Annotated in this window: 26 protein-coding genes and 1 pseudogene; 19 read left to right on the top strand and 8 right to left on the bottom strand. The window is 58.0% G+C overall.

Going from position 1 to position 26,350, the window contains the following annotated elements; genetic code table 11:
- Window positions 1-3 precede the first annotated feature (3 nt).
- Genes J7394_RS21605 through J7394_RS21595 form a run of 3 tightly spaced genes read left to right on the top strand, consistent with a single transcriptional unit; the run spans window position 4 to window position 3,520 of the window.
- Complete coding sequence (locus J7394_RS21605) at window positions 4-1,530, top strand: sugar ABC transporter ATP-binding protein (protein ID WP_209256037.1); 1,527 nt, start codon at window positions 4-6, stop codon at window positions 1,528-1,530.
- Window positions 1,527-2,534, top strand: coding sequence for an ABC transporter permease (locus J7394_RS21600; RefSeq protein WP_170378165.1), 1,008 nt, complete (start codon window positions 1,527-1,529; stop codon window positions 2,532-2,534). Before J7394_RS21605 ends, J7394_RS21600 begins: the two co-directional genes overlap by 4 nt.
- Before the next feature lie 41 nt (window positions 2,535-2,575).
- The gene (locus J7394_RS21595; protein WP_209256036.1) at window positions 2,576-3,520 is read left to right on the top strand and encodes an ABC transporter substrate-binding protein; all 945 of its coding nucleotides are present in this window, start codon (window positions 2,576-2,578) and stop codon (window positions 3,518-3,520) included.
- Window positions 3,521-3,612: 92 nt separating this feature from the next.
- Here the strand turns inward: J7394_RS21595 and J7394_RS21590 are convergent, their stop codons facing one another.
- On the bottom strand, window positions 3,613-4,659 hold the full coding sequence (locus tag J7394_RS21590) for a LacI family DNA-binding transcriptional regulator (RefSeq protein WP_209256035.1): 1,047 nt from the start codon (window positions 4,657-4,659) through the stop codon (window positions 3,613-3,615).
- Window positions 4,660-4,811: 152 nt separating this feature from the next.
- Between J7394_RS21590 and J7394_RS21585 the strand changes: the two genes are divergently transcribed.
- The 12 genes from J7394_RS21585 (at window position 4,812) to J7394_RS21530 (ending at window position 15,154) form a co-directional block, all read left to right on the top strand.
- The gene (locus tag J7394_RS21585; RefSeq protein WP_170378170.1) at window positions 4,812-4,994 is read left to right on the top strand and encodes a hypothetical protein; all 183 of its coding nucleotides are present in this window, start codon (window positions 4,812-4,814) and stop codon (window positions 4,992-4,994) included.
- A 26-nt stretch (window positions 4,995-5,020) separates the two neighbouring features.
- On the top strand, window positions 5,021-6,166 hold the full coding sequence (locus tag J7394_RS21580) for a TRAP transporter substrate-binding protein (protein ID WP_209256034.1): 1,146 nt from the start codon (window positions 5,021-5,023) through the stop codon (window positions 6,164-6,166).
- Between the two features lie 113 nt (window positions 6,167-6,279).
- Window positions 6,280-6,795, top strand: a complete 516-nt coding sequence (locus tag J7394_RS21575) for a TRAP transporter small permease (protein WP_170378174.1) — start codon at window positions 6,280-6,282, stop codon at window positions 6,793-6,795.
- A gap of 11 nt (window positions 6,796-6,806) precedes the next feature.
- Window positions 6,807-8,135, top strand: coding sequence for a TRAP transporter large permease (locus J7394_RS21570; RefSeq protein ID WP_170643943.1), 1,329 nt, complete (start codon window positions 6,807-6,809; stop codon window positions 8,133-8,135).
- A 10-nt stretch (window positions 8,136-8,145) separates the two neighbouring features.
- Window positions 8,146-9,453, top strand: a complete 1,308-nt coding sequence (gene hisD / locus J7394_RS21565) for a histidinol dehydrogenase (RefSeq protein ID WP_209256033.1) — start codon at window positions 8,146-8,148, stop codon at window positions 9,451-9,453.
- A 41-nt stretch (window positions 9,454-9,494) separates the two neighbouring features.
- Window positions 9,495-10,217, top strand: coding sequence for an SDR family NAD(P)-dependent oxidoreductase (locus tag J7394_RS21560; RefSeq protein WP_371812131.1), 723 nt, complete (start codon window positions 9,495-9,497; stop codon window positions 10,215-10,217).
- On the top strand, window positions 10,214-11,194 hold the full coding sequence (locus J7394_RS21555) for a zinc-binding dehydrogenase (protein ID WP_209256031.1): 981 nt from the start codon (window positions 10,214-10,216) through the stop codon (window positions 11,192-11,194). The genes J7394_RS21560 and J7394_RS21555 overlap by 4 nt, the downstream gene beginning before the upstream one ends.
- 11 nt (window positions 11,195-11,205) lie before the next feature.
- A complete protein-coding gene (locus J7394_RS21550) occupies window positions 11,206-11,496 on the top strand; it encodes a UxaA family hydrolase (protein WP_170378184.1) in 291 nt (96 codons plus the stop codon).
- Window positions 11,497-11,508: 12 nt separating this feature from the next.
- Window positions 11,509-12,690: a UxaA family hydrolase gene (locus J7394_RS21545; RefSeq protein WP_209256030.1), complete on the top strand. Its 1,182-nt coding sequence runs from the start codon at window positions 11,509-11,511 to the stop codon at window positions 12,688-12,690.
- A gap of 48 nt (window positions 12,691-12,738) precedes the next feature.
- Window positions 12,739-13,749, top strand: coding sequence for an Ldh family oxidoreductase (locus tag J7394_RS21540; protein WP_209256029.1), 1,011 nt, complete (start codon window positions 12,739-12,741; stop codon window positions 13,747-13,749).
- A 71-nt stretch (window positions 13,750-13,820) separates the two neighbouring features.
- The gene (locus tag J7394_RS21535; protein ID WP_209256028.1) at window positions 13,821-14,228 is read left to right on the top strand and encodes a universal stress protein; all 408 of its coding nucleotides are present in this window, start codon (window positions 13,821-13,823) and stop codon (window positions 14,226-14,228) included.
- 122 nt (window positions 14,229-14,350) lie between these two features.
- Window positions 14,351-15,154 carry a lysophospholipid acyltransferase family protein gene (locus tag J7394_RS21530; protein WP_371812130.1) on the top strand — a complete coding sequence of 268 codons (804 nt, stop codon included), beginning with the start codon at window positions 14,351-14,353 and terminating at the stop codon, window positions 15,152-15,154.
- A gap of 128 nt (window positions 15,155-15,282) precedes the next feature.
- On the opposite strand, the gene J7394_RS21525 is transcribed toward J7394_RS21530, so the two are convergent.
- Window positions 15,283-16,065, bottom strand: coding sequence for an IclR family transcriptional regulator (locus tag J7394_RS21525; RefSeq protein WP_209256027.1), 783 nt, complete (start codon window positions 16,063-16,065; stop codon window positions 15,283-15,285).
- Between the two features lie 157 nt (window positions 16,066-16,222).
- On the opposite strand from J7394_RS21525, the gene J7394_RS21520 reads away from it, so the two are divergent.
- The 4 genes from J7394_RS21520 to J7394_RS21505 are packed head-to-tail and all read left to right on the top strand — an operon-like array spanning window position 16,223 to window position 19,933.
- Window positions 16,223-16,993: a hypothetical protein gene (locus tag J7394_RS21520; RefSeq protein ID WP_209256026.1), complete on the top strand. Its 771-nt coding sequence runs from the start codon at window positions 16,223-16,225 to the stop codon at window positions 16,991-16,993.
- 43 nt (window positions 16,994-17,036) lie between these two features.
- A complete protein-coding gene (locus J7394_RS21515; protein ID WP_209256025.1) occupies window positions 17,037-17,786 on the top strand; it encodes an SDR family oxidoreductase in 750 nt (249 codons plus the stop codon).
- 15 nt (window positions 17,787-17,801) lie between these two features.
- Entirely contained in the window at window positions 17,802-18,647 is an 846-nt protein-coding gene (locus tag J7394_RS21510) for a fumarylacetoacetate hydrolase family protein (protein ID WP_209256024.1), read from the top strand.
- On the top strand, window positions 18,644-19,933 hold the full coding sequence (locus J7394_RS21505) for an L-fuconate dehydratase (RefSeq protein WP_209256023.1): 1,290 nt from the start codon (window positions 18,644-18,646) through the stop codon (window positions 19,931-19,933). Before J7394_RS21510 ends, J7394_RS21505 begins: the two co-directional genes overlap by 4 nt.
- A 229-nt stretch (window positions 19,934-20,162) precedes the next feature.
- Here J7394_RS21505 and J7394_RS21500 read toward each other — a convergent pair whose 3' ends face one another.
- The 6 genes and pseudogenes from J7394_RS21500 to J7394_RS21475 all read right to left on the bottom strand — a co-directional run bounded on the left by J7394_RS21500 (window position 20,163) and on the right by J7394_RS21475 (window position 26,254).
- A complete protein-coding gene (locus J7394_RS21500) occupies window positions 20,163-20,975 on the bottom strand; it encodes an IclR family transcriptional regulator (protein ID WP_209256022.1) in 813 nt (270 codons plus the stop codon).
- Window positions 20,976-21,087: 112 nt separating this feature from the next.
- Window positions 21,088-22,044 (bottom strand): substrate-binding domain-containing protein, encoded by a 957-nt coding sequence (locus tag J7394_RS21495; protein WP_209256021.1) that lies wholly within the window; start codon window positions 22,042-22,044, stop codon window positions 21,088-21,090.
- 83 nt (window positions 22,045-22,127) lie between these two features.
- Window positions 22,128-23,411, bottom strand: a complete 1,284-nt coding sequence (locus J7394_RS21490) for an ABC transporter permease (RefSeq protein WP_209256020.1) — start codon at window positions 23,409-23,411, stop codon at window positions 22,128-22,130.
- 28 nt (window positions 23,412-23,439) lie between these two features.
- Window positions 23,440-24,990, bottom strand: a complete 1,551-nt coding sequence (locus J7394_RS21485) for a sugar ABC transporter ATP-binding protein (protein WP_209256019.1) — start codon at window positions 24,988-24,990, stop codon at window positions 23,440-23,442.
- A gap of 400 nt (window positions 24,991-25,390) precedes the next feature.
- Window positions 25,391-25,993: pseudogene (locus tag J7394_RS21480) on the bottom strand (amino acid synthesis family protein).
- Window positions 25,994-26,005: 12 nt separating this feature from the next.
- Window positions 26,006-26,254: a hypothetical protein gene (locus tag J7394_RS21475; RefSeq protein ID WP_209256018.1), complete on the bottom strand. Its 249-nt coding sequence runs from the start codon at window positions 26,252-26,254 to the stop codon at window positions 26,006-26,008.
- Between the last annotated feature and the right edge of the window lie 96 nt (window positions 26,255-26,350).

The raw sequence follows: 26,350 nt of genomic DNA, 5'->3' as shown, positions 1-26,350 counted from the left end.
GAAATGACGAAACTGGTCGACATGACGGGGATTGATAAGCACTTCCCCGGTGTGCATGCGCTGAAATCCGTGCAGTTCGATCTGTTTCCGGGTGAAGTTCACGCGCTGATGGGCGAGAACGGTGCCGGGAAAAGCACGCTGATGAAGATCCTGTCTGGGATTTATCAGCGTGACGGCGGCGATCTGGTGATCGAGGGGAAATCCGTTAGCCCAACCACCCCGCGCGAGGCGCAGGATCTGGGCATCGGCATCATCCATCAGGAACTGAGCCTGATGAATGACCTGACCGTCGCGCAGAATATCTTCATCGGACGCGAACCGCGCAAAAGCTTTGGCCGTCTCGACGAAGCCGCGCTGAATGCGCAGACGGCCGAGATCTTCGCCTCGATGAACCTGAACCTCGACCCCAAGGCTCTGGTCGGCAGCCTCACCATTGCAAAACAGCAGATGGTCGAGATCGCCAAGGCTTTGTCCTTCCGGTCGAAAGTTCTGATCATGGATGAGCCGACTGCCGCCCTGAACGACGCCGAAATCGCCGAGCTGTTCGTGATCATCCGCCGCCTCAAGGCGGAAGGTGTGGGCATCGTCTATATCAGCCACAAAATGGATGAGCTGAAGCAGATCTCGGACCGGGTCACGGTCATGCGCGACGGGGAATATGTCGGCACGGTGGGGGCCGCAGAGACCCCGATCAGCCAGATCATCGCAATGATGGTGGGGCGCGAGGTGAACGAGGAACCTCTGGATGTGCCTGATCTGGGCGATGCAGAGGTTTCACTGCAAGTCACGGGCCTGAGCCGCAGTAAAGAAATTCAAGATGTCAACTTTTCGGTTCAGAAAGGCGAGATACTCGGCTTCGCAGGATTGATGGGCGCTGGCCGGACCGAGGTCGCACGAGCGATCTTCGGCGCTGATCCAAAAGATGCCGGAGAAATCCGGGTGCATGGTCAGGTGGTCTCGATCAAATCGCCCACCGACGCGGTGAAGGCCGGGATCGGGTATCTGTCTGAGGATCGCAAACATTTCGGCCTCGCCACGGGGATGAATGTGCGGGACAATATCGCGCTGGCCTCGATGGATCTTTTCACAAGCACCGGCGGCGTTCTGAACGACAGTGAAATCAGCACCACCGCCAAGGGCTATATCGCGCAGCTGGGCATCCGGACACCATCGGATGTGCAAGAGGTTCGGCTGCTCTCGGGGGGCAATCAGCAAAAGGTGGTCATCGCCAAATGGCTGCTGCGCGATTGCGATATCCTGATCTTCGATGAACCCACACGGGGCATCGACGTAGGCGCGAAGTCCGAAATCTACAAACTGCTCGAGGAGCTGGCTGAGCAGGGCAAGACGATCATCGTGATCTCGTCCGAATTGCCCGAGATCATGCGCCTCAGCCACCGTATCGCCGTAATGTGCGAAGGCCGGCTGACCGGCATTCTGCCCGGCGGCAAAGACACCACACAAGAAGACATCATGCATCTGGCCACGCAACGGGCGGCGGCGATGCAGGTAACGGGGACAATGCAATGACCACAGCTACGGATATCGACAAGAAAAAGCCCCTGGGGGGTTTGTCGGAAAGCGGCGCCTACCAGAAAATGCTGGCCTTCGCGAGCTTGATCGCGCTGCTGATCGGCTTTTCGATCGCATCGCCGAACTTCATGCAAACCTCGAACATGATTGCGATTTTGCAGGCGACTTCGGTCAACGGGGTGCTAGCGGTGGCCGCGACTTTGGTGATCATCACCGGCGGGATCGACCTGTCGGTGGGCACGTTGATGACCTTCTGCGCAGTGATCGCGGGGGTGGTGCTGACCTATCTGGGCATGCCGTTGCTATTAGGCGTTGCAGCCGCAATCGCGGCGGGTGCGTTTTGTGGCCTGTGTTCGGGGACATTCGTCGCCAAAATGAAAATCCCACCCTTCATCGCCACACTCGGCATGATGCTGATCCTCAAGGGTCTCTCGCTGGTGATCTCGGGGACGCGACCAATCTACTTCAACGACACGCCGGGCTTTGACCAGATCTCGCGCGGGTCGCTGATCGGAGAGGTTTTCCCCGCGCTGCCCATCCCCAATGGCGTGCTGATCCTGTTCATCGTCGCAATCGCCGCCTCGTATATCCTCAGCCGCACAGTTCTGGGCCGCTATACTTTTGCGCTGGGGTCGAACGAAGAGGCCGTACGCCTGTCGGGCGTCAACACCGATATGTGGAAGATCCGCATCTACGCGCTGGCCGGAGCGATCTGCGGCATCGGCGGCATCCTGATCGCCTCGCGTCTGAACTCGGCTCAGCCTGCTTTGGGCCTGGGGTATGAGCTGGAGGCCATCGCGGCGGTTGTCATCGGCGGCACATCGCTCTCGGGCGGTCGCGGCACGATCCTAGGTACCTTGATCGGCGCCCTGATCATGGCGGTGCTGACCAACGGGCTGCGGGTCCTGTCCGTCGCGCAGGAGTGGCAGACGGTTGTCACCGGCGCAATCATCATTCTGGCCGTCTATGCCGACATGGCACGGCGCAAAAAATCCGGCTGAGAATAACAAAATAGAAAACGACCAACTGTGGAGGAGAAAACATGTTTTCACGTCGTTTCATTCTGGGGGCGCTGAGTGCGGCCACCCTGGCAGGTCCCGCCTCGATGGCGGCTGCCGAAGAAATCTATATCCCGCTGGTGTCCAAAGGCTTCCAGCACCAGTTCTGGCAGGCGGTGAAGTCCGGGGCCGAGCAGGCAGCGGATGAGTTTGATGTCACCATCACTTTCGAAGGCCCGGACAACGAAACCATGGTGGACCGTCAGATCGACATGCTGGCAGCAGCCCTGGCCAATAATCCCAAAGCCATCGGCTTTGCCGCGCTGGACAGCCAAGCGGCGATCCCGCTGCTGAAACAGGCCAATGACAAGGGTATTCCAATCATCGCCTTTGACAGTGGCGTCGACAGCGACATCCCGCTTTCGACCGCAACCACAGACAACCTCGCTGCGGCCGGTCTGGCAGCGGATAAGATGGCTGAGAAGATTGGCGGCAAGGGTAAAGTTGCCGTTGTAGCGCATGACCAGACCAGTCGCACGGGGATCGACCGCCGCGACGGGTTTGTAAACCGTATCGCCGAGAAATACCCGGACATCGAAGTTGTCACGGTTCAATACGGTCAGGGCGATCACCTGAAATCGACCGAGGTAACCAAGGCAATCCTGACTGCAAACCCGGATCTGAATGGTATCTTCGGCACCAACGAAGGCTCAGCCATCGGTGTTGTGAATGGCGTTCAGGAACTGGGCACCGAAGGTCTGGTCATCATCGGCTATGACAGCGGCAAGGCACAGAAGGACGCGATCAAAAGCGGCCTGATGGCTGGTGCGATCACGCAGAACCCGGTTGGTATCGGCTATGAAACCGTAAAAGCCGCCGTTTCGGCCCTGAACGGTAAAGAAGTGCCGGCCCTGATCGACACAGGCTTCTACTACTATGATGCCTCGAATATCGACGACCCAAAAATCTCGGCGGTTCTGTACGACTAAGACCATCCACTCACAATAACCTGTCCGGCCTGCCCTTACTGGGTGGGCCGGATGCTTTAGAGGTAGCTCGGGTCAACTAGTGGCCATGTGTCCTAGGCCTGGGGTGCAGGCCCGAGTGACTCGCGTATCTTTGTCGTGGCTTCAAGCTGTACACTTGACCCCGCATCCTCACCTTTGCGCAAAGCGACCAGCATACGCGCGGCCCCTTTACCCATGTTTCGATGGGGAACATGAACCGTTGTCAGGGTCGGTGTTACGATCTCTGCTATTTCAATGTCATCAAAACCGGTGATGGAGACATCCCGAGGCACTTCAAGGCCCATCTTCCGGGCCTGCCTGAGAGCACCGGCGGCAAGAACATCGTTGCCGCATAGGATTGCAGTCGGCCTCGGGTCCAATTCCATCGCTGCCTCAAGGGCGCGGGCTCCGTTGTCGATCGAATAGGGCGTTTCGATGACGTGCAAATTGCCGACATCAAGGTTCCGAGACAACATCGCTTGTTCCACGCCCTCACAGCGCAACCGAGCCCGGTCATTGCCGTCCCTCTCTGCCGTGACGAAGGCGATGGCGCGATGTCCCAGGTCGAGTACCTGCTCGGTCAGCGCACGCATGGCGCTTCGGTTGTCGAACCCGATGGACAGGTGCGTTTGGTTGGAATCATAGACCCAGGCAACCACACACGGGATCCGTTGTTTCTTAAGGAACTCGTAAACCTGTGGGGTCCGGTCAAAGCCAATCAGCAAGAGCGCATCCGCACCGCGTGCCACGAGGCTGCGGATCTGCTCTTCTTCAAGCTCAGGGTTATATGAAGAGCTGGCGACAAGGAGGGTTATGCCATGCCTCTGAAGTTCTTCCTGAAAAGCTTGGAGGCCACGTGCGAATATGGCGTTTTCCATCGTCGGGATTATTGCGCCAAAGGTTCTGGTGCGCTTTGCTGCAAGGGCCTGAGCCCCAAAGTTCGGTGTATAGCCAAGTGTTTTGACCGCGCTCAGAACTCGTTCGCGCGTCTTTTCGGACACCATTTTGGGATTGTTGAGGCACCTTGACACCGTGGCCGTTGAAACGCCTGCACGTTGCGCAACGTCTTCCAGCGTCGGTGACGTCCGGCTTGGCTCGTCTGGAAAAGGTGCCTTCGTCATCTACCTTAATACACTCGTGGTTTTGGCGCTCCATTTGCGCCCTTCGGAATGCCGGGTCAACTAGGGTGCCCTTCTAGGTACAGTGTAAGCGCTTGCAATGCAAAATGTAAGCGCTTACAGTAACCTCGAATCGGAGAAGGGGGGATTTGGCAATGTTCATTTTCGCGGCCATTGCGCTTTTTCTGGCGTTCCTGATCAACGTCGTCGCGGGCGCATTTGGCTACGGCCAATTCCTGGGCGACGTCGGCGAGATGGTGCTGCTGTTCGCGGCATCGCTCGCATTCGTTGTCGTCACGCTAAGGAAAGAGGCGGCTGCAAAATCAAAAAAACAATAAATGACATGACCCATAGGGAGGAAAACATGGATCGTGAAAAGCAGGAATTGGCTTCGGCGTCACGCCGGAACTTCTTGAAGCTGGCAGGAAGCGGTAGCTTCACCGCAGCGTTGGTTGCAGGGGCTGCGGGGACGTTGTGGTCCACCGAGGCCGCGGCACAGACCGCCAAGGAAGAGCGTGAGCGCGAGGATACAGCGGAATTCACGATGACCCTTGCGACAGCCTATGTCCTTGGTGCATCGCGCAGCTATCCGATCATGCAGCTGGACCTGAAGGAGAACATCCAGAACGCCACCAACGGCAAGGTCTATGTCAAGCTGGCACCGGGCGGTCAGCTGGGTGCCGGTGGCGCGTTGGTGCAGGCAGTGCAGGCAGGCACGATCCAATGTGCGCAGCATTCCCTGTCGAACTTCGCGCCCTATGCGAGTGCGGCTGACCTAATCAATATGCCCTATTTCTGCGGCTCGAACCAGCGCTTCACCAACCTTGTGACCTCGGATGCGTGGAAAGCCGAAGTACATCCCAAGATTGAAGCGGCAGGTTTCAAAGCGCTTTTCTACATCAATATCGACCCGCGTGTTGTAGCCGTGCGCAAGGGCGGAAACGCCGTGATCACGCCCGGCGACATGGCTGGGGTCAAGTTCCGCGTGCCCGGCTCGAAGATGCTGCAGCAATACTATCGCATGGTCGGCGCGAACCCGACTCCGGTGGCATGGGGCGAAACGCCTTCGGCGATCAAGCAGGGCGTGGCGGATGCTCTTGACCCGTCGGTTGGTGCGCTCTTTGTGTTTGGCTTCAAGGACATCCTAAGCCATGTCACCTTTACCCAAGCGGTGCCGGACAGCCAGATTTACTCGATGAACCTGGAATGGTTCAACTCGCTACCGGCAGATGTGCAGGAAGGCATCGAGTTCGCGGGCGAGCTGACCTCGCATCAGAACCTGGCCAAGGTTCCATCTGCACGCACCTACGCAATGGCGGAACTGCGCAAAGCAGGTGTCGAGTTCCACAGCCTGAGCGAGGATCAGCTGGCAGAATGGCAAGCCGCTGGTGGGTACCAACTGTCCGATTGGGACGAATTCAAGGTCGAGCTGGCCGGTTCCATGGACAACTTTGCCAAGCTTGAAGAAGCGGCTGGCACGAAAGGGCGCTATTACGTCCACGACGCTTGATACGCCTCGTTGCGTTTCAGGGGCGGCGCAAAACTGCCGCCCCACAGATTTGACGACAACTTGGAAAACCGGCTGCCGGCTGCCCTTGAGGTGCCGGTGAACGGGAGGATTGCATGCAACGAATACTGCAAGAACTGAACCGGAATGCCGAGCGCTGGCTGCTGCTCGTGTTCTACACGATGCTGGTGGCGACGATGTTCATCGAAGTGCTTCGGCGCGAGTTGTTGTCCTATTCCTCGATCTGGGGCGAGGAAATCGTCCGGTACTCGTTCATCTACCTCGCATGGATCGGCGCTGCAGCTGCGGTTCGTGAACGCGGACATATCCGCATTGACGTGATCATGCACTATGTCAGCCCGCGGATTAAGGCGCTGCTGTATCTCTTTGGGGATTTTGTGATGGTCGCCGTGTCGGTCGTGGCGCTCTACTATTCCTACGAAACAGTCCACGTTTCCGCGAAATTCGGATCTGTTACAGACGGTCTGCGCATCAGCCGCGTCTGGTTCCTGATGGCCGTTCCAATCGGTTTCGCACTGGTTCTGCTGCGCCTCTTCCAATCCATCCTCCGCGACATCGCGGACCTTCGTGCGGGTCGCCCCGTCTACGAAGGTGACAAACTGTTCGACTGAGGGGGCTGGACATGCTTTGGAACCAACTCGATCAATCCGTTATCCTCGGCTGGGATTTTTATGGCCCAGTCATCCTGTTCGTCGTCCTTGTCGCGCTTGCCGTTCCCGTCTGGGCCGCCATCGGTTCCGCCGCGATCCTGATGCTTGTCTGGTCAGGGGCTCTGCCTTTGAGCCTCGTCGGGGAAAAGCTGTTCTCTGGCATCGACTTTTTCGCGCTGACGGCTGTACCGCTGTTCATCTTAACGGGCGACGTCCTCGTCAGAACCGGGCTCAGTCGAAAATTCCTTGATGTGGCCGAGGCTCTAACGCAATTCGCCAAGGGCGGCTTTGGGTCGGCCACGGTGCTTGTCTGCGGGATGTTCGCCGCGATTTCGGGCTCGGACGCCGCAGGGGCCGCAGCCGTTGGCCGTATGACGATCGACCGACTGGTCGAATCCGGCTACCCCCGGCCATATGCCTGTGCGCTTGTTGCTGCGGGTGCCTGTACCGGTATCCTTATCCCGCCATCGATCGCCTATATCATCATCGGCCTTGTTTTGGGGATTTCTGCCTCGACACTGTTTCTGGCCGCTCTGATCCCCGGCATTGCGATCCTTCTGTCCATTCTTGCCACCAACATCATCATGAACCGCCTCAAGGGCTGGGAAGGTGGTGGCAACATCAGTATGGGCGAGTACTTCTCGCGGCTAGGCAAAGCCCTGAAGTCCGGTTGGTATGCCTTTCTGGTGCCCGGCATCATCTTCTACGGCATCTTTTCAGGTCGACTGACGCCGACCGAAGCAGGTGCGACTGCCGTGGTAGTAACGATCGTCATGGGGTTCATCCTGCGCACTCTGAGCCTGAGCGATTTTCCAGCGATGCTGGTCAGTTCAGCCAAGGTGAACGGGGTCATTCTGCCGATCATCGCCTTTTCGGCCCCTTTGGCCGAAGCACTGGCCATCATTGGTGTCCCGCAAGGCTTTGTGGCAGCCGCCACCTCGGTCAGTGACGAACCGCTCGTCCTCATCTTGATGATGGTCGGCATTCTGATCGCGGCGGGCTGCGTGATGGAGACCACGCCGAACATCGTGATCCTCGCGCCGATCCTGAAGCCGCTGGCGGATGACATCGGCATGAACGAGATCCAGTTCTGCATCATGATGATCACCGCTTTGGGCGTTGGCTTTATCACGCCGCCCTTGGGGCTGAACCTTTTCGTGGTCGCAGGAATAACGGGCGAGTCGATCCTGAAGATCGCCTATCGCGCCATTCCGTTCGTCCTGTTCATGCTGATCGTCACCCTGTTCATCGCTTACGTGCCGACGATCTCGACCGTTCTTCTGCCAGATATTTACAAATAGGAAGCAATCAATGCCGAGAGAATATCTCAAAAAAGCGACGCTGACCTCGAAAAGCGATGCTTCGGAAACCAAGAAAATCGTCCGCGACATTCTTGATGAAATCGAAGCCGGCGGGGATGAGGCAGCCATGGCCTACGCCCGGAAGTTTGACAATTACGATGGCGAAATCCTGTTGTCACCTGAGGCCATTGAGGCTGCGTCGGCCCTCGTGCCCGAAAAGCTGAAGCAGGACATCCAGTTCAGCCACGCCAACGTCAAGAAGTTCGCCGAAGCGCAGCTGGGTACGGTCAAGGATTTCGAGACCGAGGTCGTGCCTGGCTTTATCGCCGGTCAGAAGGCGATCCCGGTGGATGCTGCAGGCTGCTATGTGCCCGGCGGGCGGTATAGCCATATTGCGAGCGCGATCATGACCGTTACAACGGCGAAAGTTGCCGGTTGTAAGCACATCGTCGCATGTTCTCCACCGCGTCCTGATGTGGGTATCGCGCCAGCCATCATCTATGCGGCGCATATCTGTGGTGCAGATAAAATCCTGGCCATGGGCGGTGTGCAGGGCGTTGCCGCGATGACCTTTGGTCTGTTTGGTTTGCCCAAGGCTAATATTCTCGTGGGTCCGGGAAACCAGTTCGTGGCTGAGGCGAAGCGGATGCTGTTTGGCCGTGTCGGTATCGACATGATCGCAGGCCCGACCGACAGCCTGATCCTGGCCGACAAAACAGCTGACCCGATGGTGGTTGCGGCCGATCTCGTAGGGCAAGCCGAGCATGGATATAACTCGCCGGTCTGGTTGGTCACCGATGACCGCGTCCTGGCGGAAGAGGTCATGCGGCTGGTGCCAGAGCTGATTGCCGATCTGCCAGAAGTGAACCGCGACAATGCCACCGCCGCCTGGCGCGACTATGCGGAGGTCATCCTTTGCACGGATCGAGAGGAAATGGCCGCAACGTCTGACGCCTATGCCCCTGAACACCTGACGGTTCAGGCGGAGGACCTGGAGTGGTGGCTGGATCGCCTTAGCTGCTATGGCTCGCTGTTTTTGGGCGAAGAAACCACCGTGGCCTTTGGCGACAAGGCGGCAGGCACGAACCACGTCCTGCCGACCTCTGGGGCGGCCAGCTACACAGGTGGCCTGAGTGTGCACAAATACATGAAAATCGTGACCTGGCAGCGCGCGACCCGCGAAGGTGCCAAGCCTGTTGCAGAAGCGACCGCACGGATTGCACGTCTCGAAGGCATGGAAGGCCACGCGCGCACGGCTGACATCCGCCTGAAAAAATACTTCCCGGACGAAGAATTCAACCTGACGGCGCAAGGCTAGAACACTTGTCTTCCTCACGATTATTCAGCGTTGACGGCCGCGTGGCCGTTGTGACCGGGGCCAGTTCTGGCCTCGGACAACAAGCGGCAACGATCTTGGCAAAGTCCGGTGCACAGGTGGTAGGCGTTGCCCGCCGCGCCGACGCCTTGGCAAGCTGGGCCGATGAGATGGGCGGAAACGTTGCCGTCGTCGCTGGCGATGTGGCCGATCTTGAAAACCAACCGGAGCTGGTGCGCGAAATAGCTGCTCCGTTCGGCGCGCCGGATATTCTTGTTCATGCTGCGGGCCTCAACCCCAGACTGCCAGCCGAGGACCTGTCACCAGACATTTGGAACGCGACTCTCGCGGTCAACTTGTCTGCCCCGTTCTTCCTGAGCCAGGCTTTCGTCCCGGCCATGAAGGCAAAAGGCTGGGGACGGATCCTCAATTTTGCGTCGCTGCAATCCTTTCGGGCTTTTCCAAACGGGCTGCCCTATGGGGCGTCAAAGGGCGGCGTGGCCCAAATGACCCGCGCCATGGCCGAAGCGTGGTCGTCTGCGGGGATCAATGCGAATGCAATTGGTCCGGGCTTTTTTGAGACCGAACTGACTGCGGCGGTCTTTGCGGATCCCGAACGGGCCGAACGTAACGCAGCCCAAACTTGCATTGGCCGCAACGGGGCGCTCGGAGATCTCGATGGGCCTCTGCTCTTTCTGTGTTCAGAAGCCTCTCGCTACGTGACCGGCCAAATCCTGATGCTGGATGGAGGGTTCACCGCCAAATGAAAGCTCTTGTTTATACCGACGTTCAAGCCCTGTCTTACGAAGAGACCAGGGACCCAACCCCACAGCCGGGCGAGGCGCTGATCCGAGTGGAATGCGTGGGCATCTGTGGCTCGGACATGCATGCCTATCTGGGACACGACAACCGCCGTCCGGCTCCTCTTATCCTTGGGCACGAGGCCGCTGGCACCATCGTTGACGGACCCCGCGCAGGTGAGCGTGTGACGATCAACCCTCTGGTCAATTGCGGTGCCTGTCCGGCCTGTGTTTCCGGACGTGAAAACCTATGCCCGACGCGCCAGATCATCTCGATGCCCCCGCGTGAGGGGGCCTTTGCCGAGCTTGTGCGGATCCCCGAAGCCAATCTGGTCGCAGTTCCTGACGATGTTTCACTGGCCAAAGCAGCGCTGGCCGAACCCATCGCCGTCGGCTGGCATGCGGCCCGACTTGGCGTTGAGGCGCTGCATCCATCGGAACCGCGCCAAGCGCTTATGATTGGTGGCGGCGCGATTGGAGTGGCCGCCGCTTTGTCCCTGCAAGCGATGGACTTTGAGGAAGTTGTAATCGTCGAGAGAAATGACATCCGTCGAGAATACCTCGCCGCCACCTGCGGAATGCGGGTCGCCAAGGAGGTTCAGGGCGAATTCCCTGTTGTTGTCGACGCTGTTGGATTTGCGGCAACAAGGGTGGCTGCTTCTGCAGCTGCCAAGCCCGGAGGTGTGGTTCTGCACATCGGCCTGGGTGAAGACACAGGCGGTTTGGATGTGCGTCGCATGACCCTGCAAGAGATCACTTTTATCGGCACCTACACCTATACCGCACAAGATTTCCGCGACACCGCCGCCGCCATGTTCGAGGGCAGGCTGGGCGCGCTGGACTGGGTGGAAAGCCGCCCGTTGTCAGATGGCGCGCATGCCTTCGAGGACATTCTGGCAGGGCGAGTCGCGGCCCCGAAAATCATTCTAAAACCTGACGCCTGAGGAGACTACAAATGGCTGAAATCCCCCACTTGCTCGTCCACGAACATGCCGACAATGTCGGTGTTGTGGTGGTCGAGGGCCTGACGGCCGGCACCGATATGCTGGTCTGCGTAACCCATGACAATTCGACCTTCCGTCTGACATCGGGCGCTGATGTGCCGATCGGCCACAAGATCGCGCTGAAAGACTTCAAGGACGGAGATACCGCGATCAAATACGGCGAGGACATCGGCAAGATCATCGCCGACATCCCCAAGGGCGGCCACGTCCACACCCACAACTGCAAAACGAAGCGCTGGTAAGGAGCCCGTCTCATGGCACTCGATTTCAAAAATATGTCTGTGCATGCTTACCGTCGTGAGAATGGCCGTGTCGGCGTTCGAAACCACGTGGTAATCCTGCCGGTCGACGATATCTCGAACGCAGCATGCGAAGCCGTTGCCAATAACGTCAAAGGCACACTGGCCATCCCGCATGCCTATGGCCGCCTGCAATTTGGCGCGGATCTGGAGCTGCATTTCCGGACCATGATTGGAACAGGGGCGAACCCTAATGTGGCCGCTGTTGTCGTGATCGGCATTGAGCCCGGTTGGACCAAACGGATTGCGGACGGCATTCGCGAAACCGGCAAACCTGTGGCCGAATTCTCGATCGAACAGAAGGGCGATTTTGAAACCATCCGTCAGGCCAGCTGGGCCGCAAAGGAATTCGTGCATCTGACTTCGGAGTTTCAGCGCGAGGAATGCGCGCTGAACGAGCTGTGGATCTCAACCAAATGCGGTGAGTCCGACACCACCACCGGCCTGGGGTCCTGCCCGACGGTTGGCAATATGTACGACAAGCTGCTGCCCGAGGGCATCACTGGCTTTTTCGGTGAGACTTCGGAGATTACGGGCGCTGAGCACATCTGCCAGAAACGCGCAATCAACGAAGAAGTGGGTGAGCGTTGGTACAAGATGTGGAAAGCCTATCAGGACGACGTGATCTTTGCGCATCAGACCGATGACCTGTCGGATTCCCAGCCGACCAAAGGCAACATCGAAGGCGGTTTGACCACGATTGAGGAAAAAGCCCTGGGCAACCTCGAAAAGATCGGTCGGACCTCACAATATATCGACATCCTCGACGCCGCCGAAGCGCCAAGCTCGGGCGCGGGGCTGTACTTCATGGACAGCTCGTCCGCTGCGGCAGAGTGCGTAACCCTGATGGCAGCCGGTGGCGCTGTCATCCACACCTTCCCCACCGGTCAAGGCAATGTGGTGGGCAACCCGATTGTTCCGGTCATCAAGATCACCGCGAACCCTCGGACCGTGCGTACGATGGGCGAGCACGTGGACGTAGACGTTTCAGGCATCCTGCGCCGGGAACAGACCATTGACGAAGCGGGCGATGCCTTGATCGACATGATCCGCCGCACCGCCAATGGCCGCAACACAGCCGCCGAAGCGCTTGGCCATCGTGAATTCTCGATGACCAAGCTCTATCGCAGCGCCTAGGTCGAATAGGGGCGGCACAAAGGTGCCGTCCCACCCAAAGATAAAACCATGACACATGTGGAAAACATCAGCCTTTCCGAGGCCAAGACCCTGATTTCAGGTGCATTGATGGCTCAGGGGGTTTCGAGTGAACACTCTGAGTCCGTCGCTAACGCGTTGGTGGCGGCAGAAGCCGAAGGCCAGGCGGGACACGGTTTTTCGCGCCTCGGGGACTATGTCGCCCAGGTGCGTAGCGGAAAGATAAATCGAGATGCGAACATTGCTTCTCGCTTGACCAGTCAAACAGCGATCTCCACTGACGCCGATTTCGGGTTTGCGTATCCGGCGCTGGATCACGCCATCTCAGAGGGCATAAGCGTGGCGCGTTCATACGGCACAGCAACGATGTCGATCAAAAACTCGCATCACGCTGGCGCACTGTCGGTGCAGGTCGAAAAGCTCGCCGCTGAGGGTCTTGTGGGCTTGATGTTTGCCAATGCCCCTCCTGCAATCGCCCCTTGGGGCGCCGCCAGTCCGGTTTTTGGCACCAACCCCATCGCCTTTGCTGCCCCGCGACGCGACGCGCCGCCGCTGGTGATTGATCTGGCGCTGTCGCATGTTGCGCGCGGCAAGGTCATGCATGCCAAAAAGACAGGCCAGCCCATCCCGCCGGACTGGGCCTTTGACAAAGACGGCCAACCCACAACCGACCCAGCCGCCGCATTGGCTGGTTCCATGGCCCCAGCCGGAGGGGCAAAGGGAACCGTCCTCGCCTTGATGGTCGAGGTTCTCGCGTCGGTTTTCACAGGTGCAAATCCCAGCTTGGGCGTGGCTTCGTTTTTCGACGCAGAGGGGCCTTCTCCGGGGTCCGGGCAGTTCCTGATTGCCATGAGACCAAGCAATCTGGGCGCCTTCACGGATCGTCTCGAAATGGTGCTAACGGCCATCGACAGCCTCGAAGGCGCGCGGCTTCCGGGGGATCGGCGGGCAAAATCGATCAGCCACGCGCGGGCGCATGGCATAGCGGTTCCCGCTCAATATCTTGATCTAGCGCGTGAACTTGCACGTGCAAATGTCTGAGACCGCCAAGATGATCGTTTCCCTCAGCACGGACGCCACAAACGCCCCTTAAATCGACAAAGGAACTGACTATGTACAAGCACATTCTGATCCCGGTCGCTCTGGACCACGAAGGCGTCGTCGCCAACAAAATCGCCGCTGGGCGCCGTCTGCTTGCCGAAGACGGCCGGATGACCTTGTTGACAGTGCTGGAAGACATACCCGGTTTCGTCGCCGAATTCGTGGAGTCGAAACCCGAGAACCACCTGACAGCGCGCATCAAGGACGAACTGGATCGCCTTGCGAGCGGCGCGGACAACATCTCGACCGAAGTCATCACTGGCAAGCCGGGCCTTAAGGTTGCGGAGTTTGCCCGCGAGAACCATGTTGATTTGGTTATTGTCGGATCTCACAAACCCGGCGTTCGAGACTATCTTCTGGGCTCGACGGCGTCGCGTATTTCACGCCGTGCGCCGTGTTCGGTCTTCATCCTTCGATGAGGGGTAAGGGGTCTCAGACCCTCAAAAGGCCCGGTACAGGCCGCCCTGACAAAGAGACTCGGCTGCTGCTTGGCCAGAGCGACGGAACAAACCTGAGCGAACAGCCCTATGATCGGCGCCGCTTGTCTTATGCGTCCACATTCAGCAACCCGGTTCAGCGATGGGCGATTAAAGCGATTGAGCTGGCGACAAGCAAATTCCATTTGTTACGTCGCATCCGAAAATTCGAGGCAATGGGCGTGCCCTCTGGGCAACCCTTCTGGGGGCAGGCCCTCAAGGTGATGGGCATCGCGCTGCAAACGCCCGATGAAGAAATTCGTCAAATCCCGAGCAAAGGGCCCGTGGTGGTTGTCGCCAATCACCCGCACGGACTCGTCGACGGCATGATCCTGGCCGAACTGATCGGTCAGGTCCGAACTGACTATAAAATTCTAACGCGGTCTCTGCTAACGGGTGTGGTTGAGATTGACCAGTTCATGATCCCGGTCCCCTTCGATCATGAACCCGACGCTCTTGAAAAGAGCCTGGAGATGCGCCGAAAAGCTATGGAGCATCTTGCGAACGAAGGGTTAATCGCATTGTTCCCTTCCGGGGTTGTTGCCTCGTCGGACAGTTGGTGGGGGCCTGCTATAGAACGCGAATGGAATCCTTTTACAGCCAAGTTGATCCAGCGGTCTGGGGCCACAGTTGTCCCCATCCGCTTTCCCGGGCGCAACAGTCGCGCCTACCAAATCGCCAGCAATGTCTCTGCCACGCTGCGTCAAGGGTTGCTTTTGTACGAAGTGCGGCACGCCTTGGATAAACCCCAGCGCCCGATCGTCGGTGACCCTATCGAGAGAGACGAGATTGAAAAACGGGCCGGCAATCCACGGGAACTGCTCAACTTTCTAAGACGGCGCACTGTCTCTTTGACCAGTCGGCTTTGATCTCCGGTAGAGCCAGTCAAAAAAGAGAACGGCTCGGGCAGGTGGGACTGCTATCTGCCGACAACTATTACTTATTCCGCCCCTTTTAAACGGATGGTTTATGGGCTTGTTGACAAGCGACTGGTAGGTCAGGCTTGCGACTTGCCCGTATAAAAATCGGTCAATTCTTCCGCCAGCGACTTGTAGAGTTGGTGCACGTCTTCAATTCCCGGAACTTCAAATTGGTCGATCCTTTCCAGAAATGGACAGTTCACAACGCTGATTACCTGCCCTTCGTGGTCCAGCACAGGGTAGGCGAGGTTCGTCACCCCAACCGCTGTGGCTGATGGCATTCGCTCATAGCCCAATTCGCGTATGCGGGCGACATGTTCCCTGAATTCAACGACATCCAATTCCGGCTCACCTTGCGCAAGCCTGTGATTGTCTAGCAGGTCTTCAAGGGCGGCGTCACTGCGAAACGCTGCAAGAACACGGCCGGTCCCGGTATTCCCAAGGCCAATCACGGTTCCGACGCGCAACGCCAGGCCCCAGTTCCCGGGCGAGGCGATCGAGGCGACAACAACTATGTCTCCATTGCTCTCCATCCCCATATGGCAGGATTGCCAGGCCTTTCGCGTTACGGCGCGCATTTTGGGTGTCGCCATCTCAAGCAACCGCTCGACCGGAGGATACCTTTGCGAAATCGCAAACATTTTCAGGCTGAGCGAATAGAGATCATCGTCAGAGGACCGGATCACGTAACCGCGTCGCACCAGTGTCGACAACATCCGGTAAATCTCGCCTTGGGATCGGTCCAGAGCGCGTGCAATGTCACCTTGGGCCAAGCCATCGGCATGCTGTGAAAGCAACTCGATAATGTCCAAACCCTTCTCAAGGGCAGGGGCACGATATTTCTCTGAAGTAGCAGACACGTATTCCTCCAAATTCGCGCTTGCGGGCGAATGCGTGGGCAAAGTGACTTGAATATGCAGCGCAAGTCAATGTTGATTTATTTGTAAATAAAAGTTTTAAATACGAATTGGAGCGCTGTGGGAGAGTCGCCAAGCCGAGATCAGGGAGAAGCAAGTGATGAAATCGTCCCATACAATCAATGGATTGCTTGCAAGCTGCGTCATTCTGATCGCGGGCGCGGTGCGCGCCGAATCGGACTGGAGGTCTTTCCCCGAGGCTGTTGTTGAACCCAAGCTGATTGGTGGACAGCAATACGAAGGTCCGTATGTCGACATAGGCGTCTTCGTTTCGGAAGACACAATTGCCAAATGCGCGGCGGGCAACACTTATGCACCTGCCAAGAACGGCGAGCTTCTGGCGTTGCAGTGCGCGCAGTTTGATGTTTCGGAGCTGGGCTATCTCAAGTCGAATTCTGAAGGCGCGAAACAGGCTGCAATGGATAAAGCGCAATACATGGAGGCTCTGACCGTCTTCGAAACCTGGCCACAGGTGAAGGATCAGGCGATCTTCTACGGCACAAATGATGCAAACACGTACGAAGCCCTCGTTTACCAGCCCCACGAGGTGGCTGTGACCGAAAGCGATAAGTGCATCCTGAGCTTGAACGCCGACTGGCGCGCATTGCCGTTGTTGATTCTTAAAGAGGTGCATGCATCTGCAACGGACACCTCTTCGAAGATGAGGGTCGATTTGGGTCAGGGCGTGATCAAGGGTAGCACCTCAGTTGACCAGCAGTGGCAGGGCAGCGCCGGGTTCTCCAACGATGCAAAATCGTCTGTGGTCGGGGGCACTGTCGGCGTGACGATCCAGCCGCTGGTGGCGGTCACGCGCGCTGGCTGGTCTGACCATTTCGGTTTCTTGGCCACCAATGGCATCGGCAACAAATAGTGGGCACCCATGACTGAAATTTATCATACGGATTGAGGACGAAATGACCAAACCACAGGGCCGTCTGGCCGGAAAGAAAGCACTGATAACCGCAGCAGGGCAGGGCATTGGACGCGCCAGCGTCGAAAAATACGTGGCCGAAGGCGCGCAGGTGATTGCCTGCGATATCAACGATGCAACTCTTGCGGAACTGGCTGCGATCGAGGGTGTGACGGCCTTGAAACTGGACGTCACCGATGCAGAGGCTGTGGTCGAGGTCGTCGCAACCGTCGGAGCGCTGGACGTTTTGTTCAACTGTGCAGGGTTCGTTGGTGCTGGTTCGATCCTTGAATGCGACGATGACCAGTGGGATTTCAGTTTTGATCTGAACGTCAAGGCGATGTACCGGCTGGCCAAGCTGGTTCTGCCCGGCATGTTGGAGAATGGCGGTGGCTCGATCATCAACATGTCTTCGGTCGCCTCGTCTATCAAAGGCGTGCCGAACCGCTTTTCGTACTGCGCGTCCAAAGCGGCCGTGATTGGCCTGACGAAATCGATCGCCGCTGACTTCATCACACAGGGCATCCGCTGCAACGCGATCTGCCCTGGCACAGTCGACAGCCCCAGTCTGCACGACCGCCTGCGCGCGACCGGCGACTACGCGCAGGCGATGAAAGACTTCATCGCGCGCCAGCCCATGGGCCGTATCGGTCACGCAGACGAGGTTGCCGCCTTGGCCGTCTATCTGGGCAGCGATGAGACCGCATTCACCACCGGACAGACCTTCGCCATCGATGGCGGCTGGACCGTTTGATCAGGGAGATTTGAGATGAAGCTGCTGCGTTACGGTCCGGTTGGACAAGAAAAACCCGGCCTTATGGCTGAAAACGGTGCGATTCGCGATTTGTCGGGTGCTATTGGCGATATCGCGGGCGACGCGTTGTCGGATGCCGGGCTTGATGCCCTGCGCGCGTTGGATGTGGATGCTCTGCCCGTGGTCGAAGGTACGCCGCGCATTGGGGCATGCGTCGGGCATGTGGGCAAGTTCATTTGCATCGGCTTGAACTATGCCGACCACGCCGCTGAATCTGGCATGGCCCTACCCGAAGAACCGGTGATCTTCTTCAAGGCGACCTCGGCGATCATGGGGCCTGATGACACCGTGGAAATCCCCCGCAACTCGGTCAAAACCGATTGGGAGGTCGAGCTGGGCGTGGTGATCGGCAAGCATACCAAATACGTCTCCGTCGAGGACGCGCTGGACCACGTCGCGGGCTATTGCGTGGTCAACGATCTGTCCGAACGCGACTTCCAGCTGCACCGCTCGGGCCAGTGGGTCAAAGGCAAGTCGGCAGATACGTTTGGCCCCATCGGCCCCTGGCTGGTGACGCGGGATGAGGTGCCGGACCCGCAGAACCTGCCGATGTATCTTGAGGTGAATGGGCACCGGTATCAGGACGGTTCGACAAAAACGATGCATTTTGACGTAGCAACCGTGATCTCGCACCTATCGCAGTTCATGTCACTGCAGCCCGGCGATGTGATCTCAACCGGAACGCCTCCGGGCGTGGGTATGGGTCAGGACCCGCAGACCTACCTTAAGCCCGGCGACCGGATGGAATTGGGGATCGAAGGACTGGGCGTTCAGCGCCAAACCGTTGAGGCTAGCAAATGACCCGGATAACCGGCATTCGGACCGAGGACCTGCGGTTTCCGACCTCGGATAGTCTGGATGGGTCGGATGCGATGAACCCCGATCCCGACTACTCGGCGGCCTATGTGGTGCTCGAAACTGACGGCGCGCATGAGGGTCACGGACTGACCTTCACCATTGGCCGCGGCAATGAGATCTGCGTGGCCGCGATCAAAGCCCTCGGTGCGTTGGTCAACGGGCTGGAGCTGGACTGGATCACAGAAGATATGGGCCGGTTCTGGCGCCATATCACCGGCGACAGCCAGCTGCGCTGGATCGGTCCGGACAAGGGCGCGATCCACTTGGCGACAGGGGCGGTCGTGAACGCGGCTTGGGATCTGTGGGCCAAAGAGGCGGGCAAGCCCGTTTGGCAATTGGTCAGCGAGATGAGCCCCGAAGACATCGTGCGCCTGATCGACTTCCGCTATCTGACCGATGCGATCAATCCGGATGAAGCGCTGGCGATGCTCCGTGCCGCTGAACCGGGCAAAGTGGAGCGCATCGCTAGACTGAAGGCCGAGGGCTATCCCTGCTACACGACCTCGGCGGGTTGGCTGGGCTACCCCGACGACAAGCTGCGCCGCCTTTGCCATGAGGCCAAGGAGGCGGGCTTTACTCATACCAAGTTCAAAGTTGGCCGCGATCTGGATGACGACATTCGCCGCCTGACCATCGCCCGCGAGGTGCTGGGCGAAGACATGAACATCATGATCGACGCCAATCAGGTGTGGGAGGTCGATCAGGCGATCGACTGGGTCAAGGCGCTGTCCTTCGCCCGTCCGTTCTTCATCGAAGAGCCCACCAGCCCTGACGACGTGTTTGGCCACAAGGCGATCCGCGAGGGCGTCGCGCCGGTCAAAGTAGCGACGGGCGAGATGTGCCAGAACCGGATCATGTTCAAGCAGTTCATCAAGGAAGGCGCGATCGACATCGTTCAGATCGACAGCTGCCGGATGGGTGGGTTGAACGAGGTACTCGCGGTCATGCTGATGGCGGCGAAATACGATCTGCCGGTTTGGCCCCATGCCGGGGGCGTGGGCCTGTGTGAATACGTCCAGCATATGTCGATGATCGACTACGTTGCGATCTCGGGTGAGAAGGACAGCAAGCGGATCGAGTATGTCGATCACCTGCATGAGCGTTTTATCGACCCCTGCGTGGTGGAAAACGGGGCCTATTTGGCGCCAACGCAGCCCGGGTTCTCGATCGAGATGAAACCCGACAGCATCAGAGATTTCCGTTTCCTGCCCCCAAGATCAGCGGAATAACCCCGGACCGTCCGACCCAAAAAGGGTTTATTGCGCAGTGGGTATGATTGGTTGGTGACGCCAAACCAACAGCACGCTTCAATTGTGACCGCAACGGAACCTGAACTTGACGATCTCATTGGCGCAAGCCGCGAAAGCGAAAACCTGTGTGGCGATAGAGCGTTGAGGCCTGAAAGAACACCGGCGCATTGCTCCGGATCAAGCCGCCCGTAGACCGGCGAAGGCTTTCTTAGAACGCATTGTGCCAAGCCGCGCGTGGCAAAGGCATATGGGTTGCTATGTTTTCTTGAAGCTGACGGGCCGTCGTTTGCAGCGCTTTGACCACCATGCCGCGCCGATTGTCGATCAGCGCATTGGCGAAGTGAGGGATGGTCAAAGCGGCAATGACCGTCTTGCCAGCTCCATGGGCCAACGGGGCCGAGATTTCGTTGATCGCCTGGTTTTCCGGGCTTCCCAACGAGACAGATCCCTGCCGGCGGCAGTCGGCGGCATGATCTGAAAACGCTTGCAGGTCAGAGGGGCTCTGGTCCGGTGCGATGGTTCTGAGCAATTCGATGCGCCGGGCGTCGTCCTCCAGTTCTGACAGAAAACAAGCTCCGGCTGAGGTTGGGAACACCGGGGTCGTGTACCCAATCTGGACGGTGACACCGTAGTTTTGAGAGGATGACACGCTATTGATGACCATCAGCTCGTCCTTACCGTTGGGCACCCAGAGATGGTTGGACAGCTCGATCTCTTCGGCCAGACGGGTCATGTAAGGCTCCGCAAGTTCCGCCAGTTTACTGTTGTCAGTCCGGTCGCCACCCAGCAGGGACAGCTTTCCGGTCAGTTTGAACAGGTCCCCTTCCTGACGTTCGATGTAACCGCGTTCTTCCAGCACGATCATCATGCGGAAGATCTCATTCTTTGAACGACCGATACCTTGCGCCAGCTGAGACAGGGTAGGGGCGGTGTCCGACAGAGATAGAAACTCAAGAATATCCAGCCCCTTTTCCAAAGCGGGGGCAGAGTATTTTTGTAGTTTCGTCTTTTGCTCGGACATTCGCGCCCCCTTTTTCGAAGCTTTCTCAAAAAAGACAGCAGGGGCGCAAGCCCCTGCGTGTCCGGTCGGCCATCCCGGCAGGGAGGAGAAAGGAAACCGACCTGAACCGTCCTTACAGGCCGTTCTTCTTCAGGATTTCAGCGGCGTTCTCGGATGTGATCGCCTCGGTACCCATGACAACCGACTTCGGCACTTCTTCGCCCATGAGGTGTTTCAGCGCCTGACGTAGGCCCTCGGCACCCGGGGTCGGGTAGAGGAAAGTGGCCGACAATTCGCCATTGTTGACCCAGGTCACGCCTTCGCCCGGCAGAGCGTCAACGCCGATAAAGATGATGTCATCTGCACGGCCTGCGTCCTTGGCGGCCAGATAGGCGCCATAGGCCATCGGGTCGTTGTGGCCGTAGACCATGGTGATGTCTTCATAGTTGCGCAGGGCGGTCGACATAATGTCATAGGCCTGATCTTGTTTCCAGTCGCCCGACTGCTGATCCAGCAAGAAGGTCACGCCTTCTTCGCCCTCAAAGGCTTCGTGGAAACCATTGGCGCGGTCATGCGCTGCCTGCGTGCCAAGGCCACCCCAGATCTCAACAATCGTACCGCTGGCCGCACCAGCGCCACCCAGTTGATCCAGCGCGAATTTACCGGCTTCCCGACCGATCAACTCGTTGTCGCCGCCAACCCACTGAACGAATTTGTCGGTATCGACGTTGCGGTCCAGAACAAAGACTGGGATGCCAGCATCGGTCGCTTGTTCAACAACACCGGTTAAGCCCGCCGATTCTTTCGGAGAAATCAGGATCGCGTCGACTTCCTGCCGGATGAAGTTCTCAACATCCGCGACCTGCTTTTCGGTCCGGTCGTTGGCGTCTGCGATGATCAGCTCGACATTGTCATGCAGATCAGCTTCGGCGCGCAGATCTTTGTTGAACTGGACGCGCCAGGGCTCAACAGTGGTCACCTGCGAGAAACCGATCACATAGTTGTCAGCCGCCAGTACCATGGATGCCGAAAACGAGGTCGCGAGTGCGGTGGCGGCCATCAGGCCCTTGCCAAATGTTCTTCTTTTCATAGTCTACTCCTTAGTCATGATGCGGGTTTTTCGAAGTCCCGCGTTCTGATTGCGCTCTGACCTTGGTCCGCCAAGATCTGAGGTCAGAGCCTCCTCCCTCTGCCCAGGCGTTCTTTCGCCATGACAAAGATCTCTTCAAATCGCCCTTCCTGCAGCAGGACGGCGACCACGATGATGATGCCTTTCAGCACCAGCTGTGTGTTGCTGTCGATGTTGTTGAGCTGCAGGATGTTGCTGAGGAAGCCAAAGATCAGCACCCCCACAAAAGTTCCCATGATGGCGCCTCGGCCACCCATCAGACTGGTGCCGCCGATCACAACGGCTGCAATCGCGTCGAGTTCCAGCCCAAGACCGGCATCCGGCTTGCCCTGACGGAATTGCGCGACATACAGTACCCCGGCCAGTGCCGAGAGGCCCCCGGCCAGCGCGTAAGTGATGATCTTGTTTCGACCCACATTTATGCCCGCCAGACGCGCAGCCTCTTCATTGCCGCCAATAGCCATCAGGTAGCTGCCGAAGGTGGTAAAGCGGGTGATCAGGAAAAAGACCAGAAGCACACCCAGAAAGAAAAGCCCCGGCACGGGCAGGACGCCCCACAGCAACTCGCGCAGAACTTCAAAGTTTTCGGTTGCGTTGCTGCCGGTATAGACCGGGTAAACGGCCGTATCCTGCCCCGCGATGACGCGCGCCAGACCCAACGCGCCCACCATCATGGCCAGCGTCACGATAAAGGGCTGCAGGCGGCCGTAGACGATCAGCGCCCCGTTCACCGTACCCATGACGGCCCCGATGCAGGGCACCACAATCAGTACGGCCAGCACGCCGAACTTGGGCATGACCTGACCCGCTAGCCAGACCATCACGCCGATAGCAATTGCAGCAGCGACCAACCGGCTGAGCATCCGTGAAGGTGCGCTTGCGGTCGGGTTTTCTGAGCTGCGGTTCAGGTTGCTTTGAACGAAATAGATCAGGGCCGCGATGCAAACGAACAGTACGATGCCGGTTGCCGGAACCCCGAAATAGCTGGCCGCTGTCCAGCCCTCCTGCGTCAGTAACATGGCGCAGATGACCGTGCCCAGAGCCATAACCGAGCCTACCGACAGGTCGATCCCGGCGATGAAGATCACCATCGTCATGCCGACAGCCACAATCCCTGTGACCGAAACCTGACGCAGAATGTCCGTCAAATTCCCGAGTGACAGGAAGATATTGTTACCTTTCGAAGAAAGGGGCGAGGTCAGCGCGCCAAACAGGATCAGGGCGAACAACCCCCAATAGAGCTTTGTCTTGCTCAAAAGCTGCATGAAAATCGCCGCTCCGGGGCGGTCTTGTTTCACTGTCGGGCTGTTGGGTTCCATAACGGTCATGTCTTTTCTCTTTTGTGGGCCGGGGCAGTTAGCGGAACTGCATCGCCAGGGCCTTGATTGTGTCCACGGACATTTCTTTTCGGGAAAGCTCTCCGGCCATCTGGCCCTCGCACAGGACGATCATGCGATCACAGACCGCCATGAACTCGGACAATTCGGAACTTGCAAACAGGACCGAGATGCCCTGATCGGCCAGTCGCCCGACCAGATCGTAGATCTCGTCTTTGGCGCCGATATCAATGCCCCGCGTGGGTTCGTCCAGCAGCAGAACGCGGGGCTGCGTCGCCAGCCATTTGCCAAGAACAACCTTTTGCTGATTGCCACCGCTGAGCTTGCCAACCGGATGATCCGGTCCGGTGGCCGCTACCTTGAGTGTTTCGATCGCCTGAAGGGCCTGTTTGCGCTGTTCCGCTTCGGAAAACCGTCCAAAGCGGGACTGCAACGGCATCAGCGGAAGCGCAACATTCGATGAGATCGACCGATCGAGGATCAACCCGTTGCCCTTACGATCTTCGGTGATCAGAGCCAGCCCGTTGCGCACCCCGTCCTGAGGCTTCACGGGACGCAGATTTTTGCCCTCCAGCGTGATCTCGCCCTGATAGCTGGCGCCTCTTGCGCCGAACAGGGTTTCCAGCAGTTCGGTGCGACCGGCACCCAAAAGGCCGCCAACACCCAGGATTTCACCGCGTTTCAGATCAAACGACACATCGTCCAGAACCTTGCGCTTCCCGTCCCAGGCCGAGAGGTTTTCAACCTTCAACACGGTTTCATCCGTCGCCGGGTTCTGCCGTTCCACCGCGTTGATTTCGACCGTCCGGCCCACCATCATACGGATCAGTTCCGCCGAGGTTGTCTCGGACGCCAGTCGCGTGCCAATCAGATCACCGTCCCGCAACACCGTCACCCGATCCGAGATTTCGAACACCTCGTCCATGCGGTGTGAGATATAGACGACAGCAACGCCCTGAAGCGCCAGATCGCGCACAACTTCCATCAAAATATCCGCCTCGGCCTGCGACAGGGCCGAGGTCGGCTCATCCATGATCAGAAGCCGCGCGTTCATCAACAGGGCGCGGGCAATCTCGACAAGCTGCTGCTCGCCTACACGCAAGTCCTTGACCGGCGTGTCGATGTCCAGGGTGAACCCAAAGCGGGCCAATGCCTTTTTGGCCTTTGCTCTCAGAGCTTTACGGTCAATGAACGCTCCAAATTTCCGCGGTTCATGGCCCAACAGCACATTCTCGGCCACTGTCATTTCGGGGATCAGGCTGAGTTCCTGATGCATGATGACGATCCCGTGGTTTTCAGCATCCCGGGGCGAGTCGAAAGACACCGTCTCACCATCGATCTGGAATGTGCCGAAAGTCGGTTTTTGCACACCCGAGATGATTTTCACCAGCGTGCTTTTCCCAGCTCCATTCTCGCCCATAAGCGTATGGATTTCGCCACCGTCAAAGACGAGGTCGACGTCTCGAAGAACAGATACTCCCGAAAAGGACATCCCGATCCCGCTGAGGGACACCGTGACCTGGCTTTCGTTTTCTTGTTGCGCACGCAGCGCTGACTCTTGCTTCGCCATCACAGCGCCTCCCTTCGCCGGTCTAAACGATTCACCGCAAAACGGTTTCATATACGAAACCATATACGCCAGTGAAGCGTCAAGAAGTAATTTCAGAGGACAGAAAGGCGCGCAAAATCAACTGCCGACGCCATCGTTTCGAGACTGTCAGGCGAGGGGAATTACTTTAGAAAAATAATGAGTTAGCCTGTGCCACCTAAGGCGCGACTTTGTTGTCAGTCGCGCTGTCTTCGACTGGCACGCTGGGGTGCCGCCGTTTCACAAACACAACGTTCAGAGGTGCCGCCATCCTAAAGTTGATCTCAGGAAGGCGCAGGCTTGAATCACAGGAAGCAGCGATTCAGCACTCTAAACCTGCAGTGTTCGGGGGCGGGGTAAAAGTGATCCCAAACGATGAAATCTAGACCCCAGCCGGGTTCTCGACATCCCTTCCAAGGGCAGCAAGGTCTGAGTAGCGGTCACCAATCCGATGGTGCGGGCGACCACGAGTCGCTGCGCCAAGTGCCACGACAAGTTCATCCACATCCGGCGCGTCGTAGATCGAGAATTGCACCGTCAGATAATGCGACCGCCGCCCGGTATCATGTTTGTCCATCAGCGGGATCTGAATTTGGGTATTGGCTGGGCCACGTATGTTGGTAAAGCCGAGATAGCTTTTTGCTCCGACGGCTTCACGGTAGAAATTCCCGAATTGTAGCGTGTGGATCAGCTCCGAGGCGTGCTCTACCTCGCAACTCGTGCCTGAAATACAGGCCTTGCCATAGGCCTCAATCGCATCACCCGATCCCGCCAGGGCTATTAGCCTTTCAGTGAGCATTTCACCCAATACAGGAGCCATCCGTCAGATTTCCGGCGACAGGTCCTAGACAAAACCACGCCCGGCTCAGGGGTTCTTGATCACCGCTGCCACACCGATCATGCGTAGCACAGGGTCTGACGGTCGGCCCCCTTCGCTAAGAACGTTTTCGTCAAAGGTAGCAACTTTGCGCAACTCGGGGATCATCTGCTTCTCCTGTCATACGTGATAGCTGTGGTACCCAGTGCGGGTGTGGACGAGGCCTTCGACCTCGGTTCCGTGATAAAACCCGAAAGCACCATGTCGATTTTCCTGCGCATAGCGGCGCAGCATTGACCGTTCAGCGACGTCCGCGACACGGTCGAGCGGCACGCCGTCAAAGTTGAAAGGGATGTATCCCCCATATTTTACCATAATCATGATTATCCGATACTCGGATTGTAGCCGCAAAGCGATAATGTCACCCATGAGCAATTCAGGAATGTCACTCTACCCTCAAAAGAACATGAGGGTGAGCGGACATGGGATGGGTGATTATGAGCAAGCGCGAGTTGAACCGCGTGG

It is taken from the genome of Ruegeria sp. R13_0 (genome assembly GCF_017743995.1).
Taxonomy (GTDB): domain Bacteria; phylum Pseudomonadota; class Alphaproteobacteria; order Rhodobacterales; family Rhodobacteraceae; genus Ruegeria.
This window is presented reverse-complemented; position numbering and strand designations above follow the sequence as displayed.

What these genes read in the sequence shown, in the direction of transcription:
- J7394_RS21605 (WP_209256037.1), top strand. Translation starts at nt 4, where the DNA reads ATGACGAAACTGGTCGACATGACGGGGATTGATAAGCACTTCCCCGGT.
- J7394_RS21600 (WP_170378165.1), top strand. Translation starts at nt 1,527, where the DNA reads ATGACCACAGCTACGGATATCGACAAGAAAAAGCCCCTGGGGGGTTTG.
- J7394_RS21595 (WP_209256036.1), top strand. Translation starts at nt 2,576, where the DNA reads ATGTTTTCACGTCGTTTCATTCTGGGGGCGCTGAGTGCGGCCACCCTG.
- J7394_RS21590 (WP_209256035.1), bottom strand. Translation starts at nt 4,659, where the DNA reads ATGACGAAGGCACCTTTTCCAGACGAGCCAAGCCGGACGTCACCGACG.
- J7394_RS21585 (WP_170378170.1), top strand. Translation starts at nt 4,812, where the DNA reads ATGTTCATTTTCGCGGCCATTGCGCTTTTTCTGGCGTTCCTGATCAAC.
- J7394_RS21580 (WP_209256034.1), top strand. Translation starts at nt 5,021, where the DNA reads ATGGATCGTGAAAAGCAGGAATTGGCTTCGGCGTCACGCCGGAACTTC.
- J7394_RS21575 (WP_170378174.1), top strand. Translation starts at nt 6,280, where the DNA reads ATGCAACGAATACTGCAAGAACTGAACCGGAATGCCGAGCGCTGGCTG.
- J7394_RS21570 (WP_170643943.1), top strand. Translation starts at nt 6,807, where the DNA reads ATGCTTTGGAACCAACTCGATCAATCCGTTATCCTCGGCTGGGATTTT.
- hisD (WP_209256033.1), top strand. Translation starts at nt 8,146, where the DNA reads ATGCCGAGAGAATATCTCAAAAAAGCGACGCTGACCTCGAAAAGCGAT.
- J7394_RS21555 (WP_209256031.1), top strand. Translation starts at nt 10,214, where the DNA reads ATGAAAGCTCTTGTTTATACCGACGTTCAAGCCCTGTCTTACGAAGAG.
- J7394_RS21550 (WP_170378184.1), top strand. Translation starts at nt 11,206, where the DNA reads ATGGCTGAAATCCCCCACTTGCTCGTCCACGAACATGCCGACAATGTC.
- J7394_RS21545 (WP_209256030.1), top strand. Translation starts at nt 11,509, where the DNA reads ATGGCACTCGATTTCAAAAATATGTCTGTGCATGCTTACCGTCGTGAG.
- J7394_RS21540 (WP_209256029.1), top strand. Translation starts at nt 12,739, where the DNA reads ATGACACATGTGGAAAACATCAGCCTTTCCGAGGCCAAGACCCTGATT.
- J7394_RS21535 (WP_209256028.1), top strand. Translation starts at nt 13,821, where the DNA reads ATGTACAAGCACATTCTGATCCCGGTCGCTCTGGACCACGAAGGCGTC.
- J7394_RS21520 (WP_209256026.1), top strand. Translation starts at nt 16,223, where the DNA reads ATGAAATCGTCCCATACAATCAATGGATTGCTTGCAAGCTGCGTCATT.
- J7394_RS21515 (WP_209256025.1), top strand. Translation starts at nt 17,037, where the DNA reads ATGACCAAACCACAGGGCCGTCTGGCCGGAAAGAAAGCACTGATAACC.
- J7394_RS21510 (WP_209256024.1), top strand. Translation starts at nt 17,802, where the DNA reads ATGAAGCTGCTGCGTTACGGTCCGGTTGGACAAGAAAAACCCGGCCTT.
- J7394_RS21505 (WP_209256023.1), top strand. Translation starts at nt 18,644, where the DNA reads ATGACCCGGATAACCGGCATTCGGACCGAGGACCTGCGGTTTCCGACC.
- J7394_RS21500 (WP_209256022.1), bottom strand. Translation starts at nt 20,975, where the DNA reads ATGTCCGAGCAAAAGACGAAACTACAAAAATACTCTGCCCCCGCTTTG.
- J7394_RS21495 (WP_209256021.1), bottom strand. Translation starts at nt 22,044, where the DNA reads ATGAAAAGAAGAACATTTGGCAAGGGCCTGATGGCCGCCACCGCACTC.
- J7394_RS21490 (WP_209256020.1), bottom strand. Translation starts at nt 23,411, where the DNA reads ATGACCGTTATGGAACCCAACAGCCCGACAGTGAAACAAGACCGCCCC.
- J7394_RS21485 (WP_209256019.1), bottom strand. Translation starts at nt 24,990, where the DNA reads ATGGCGAAGCAAGAGTCAGCGCTGCGTGCGCAACAAGAAAACGAAAGC.
- J7394_RS21475 (WP_209256018.1), bottom strand. Translation starts at nt 26,254, where the DNA reads ATGGGTGACATTATCGCTTTGCGGCTACAATCCGAGTATCGGATAATC.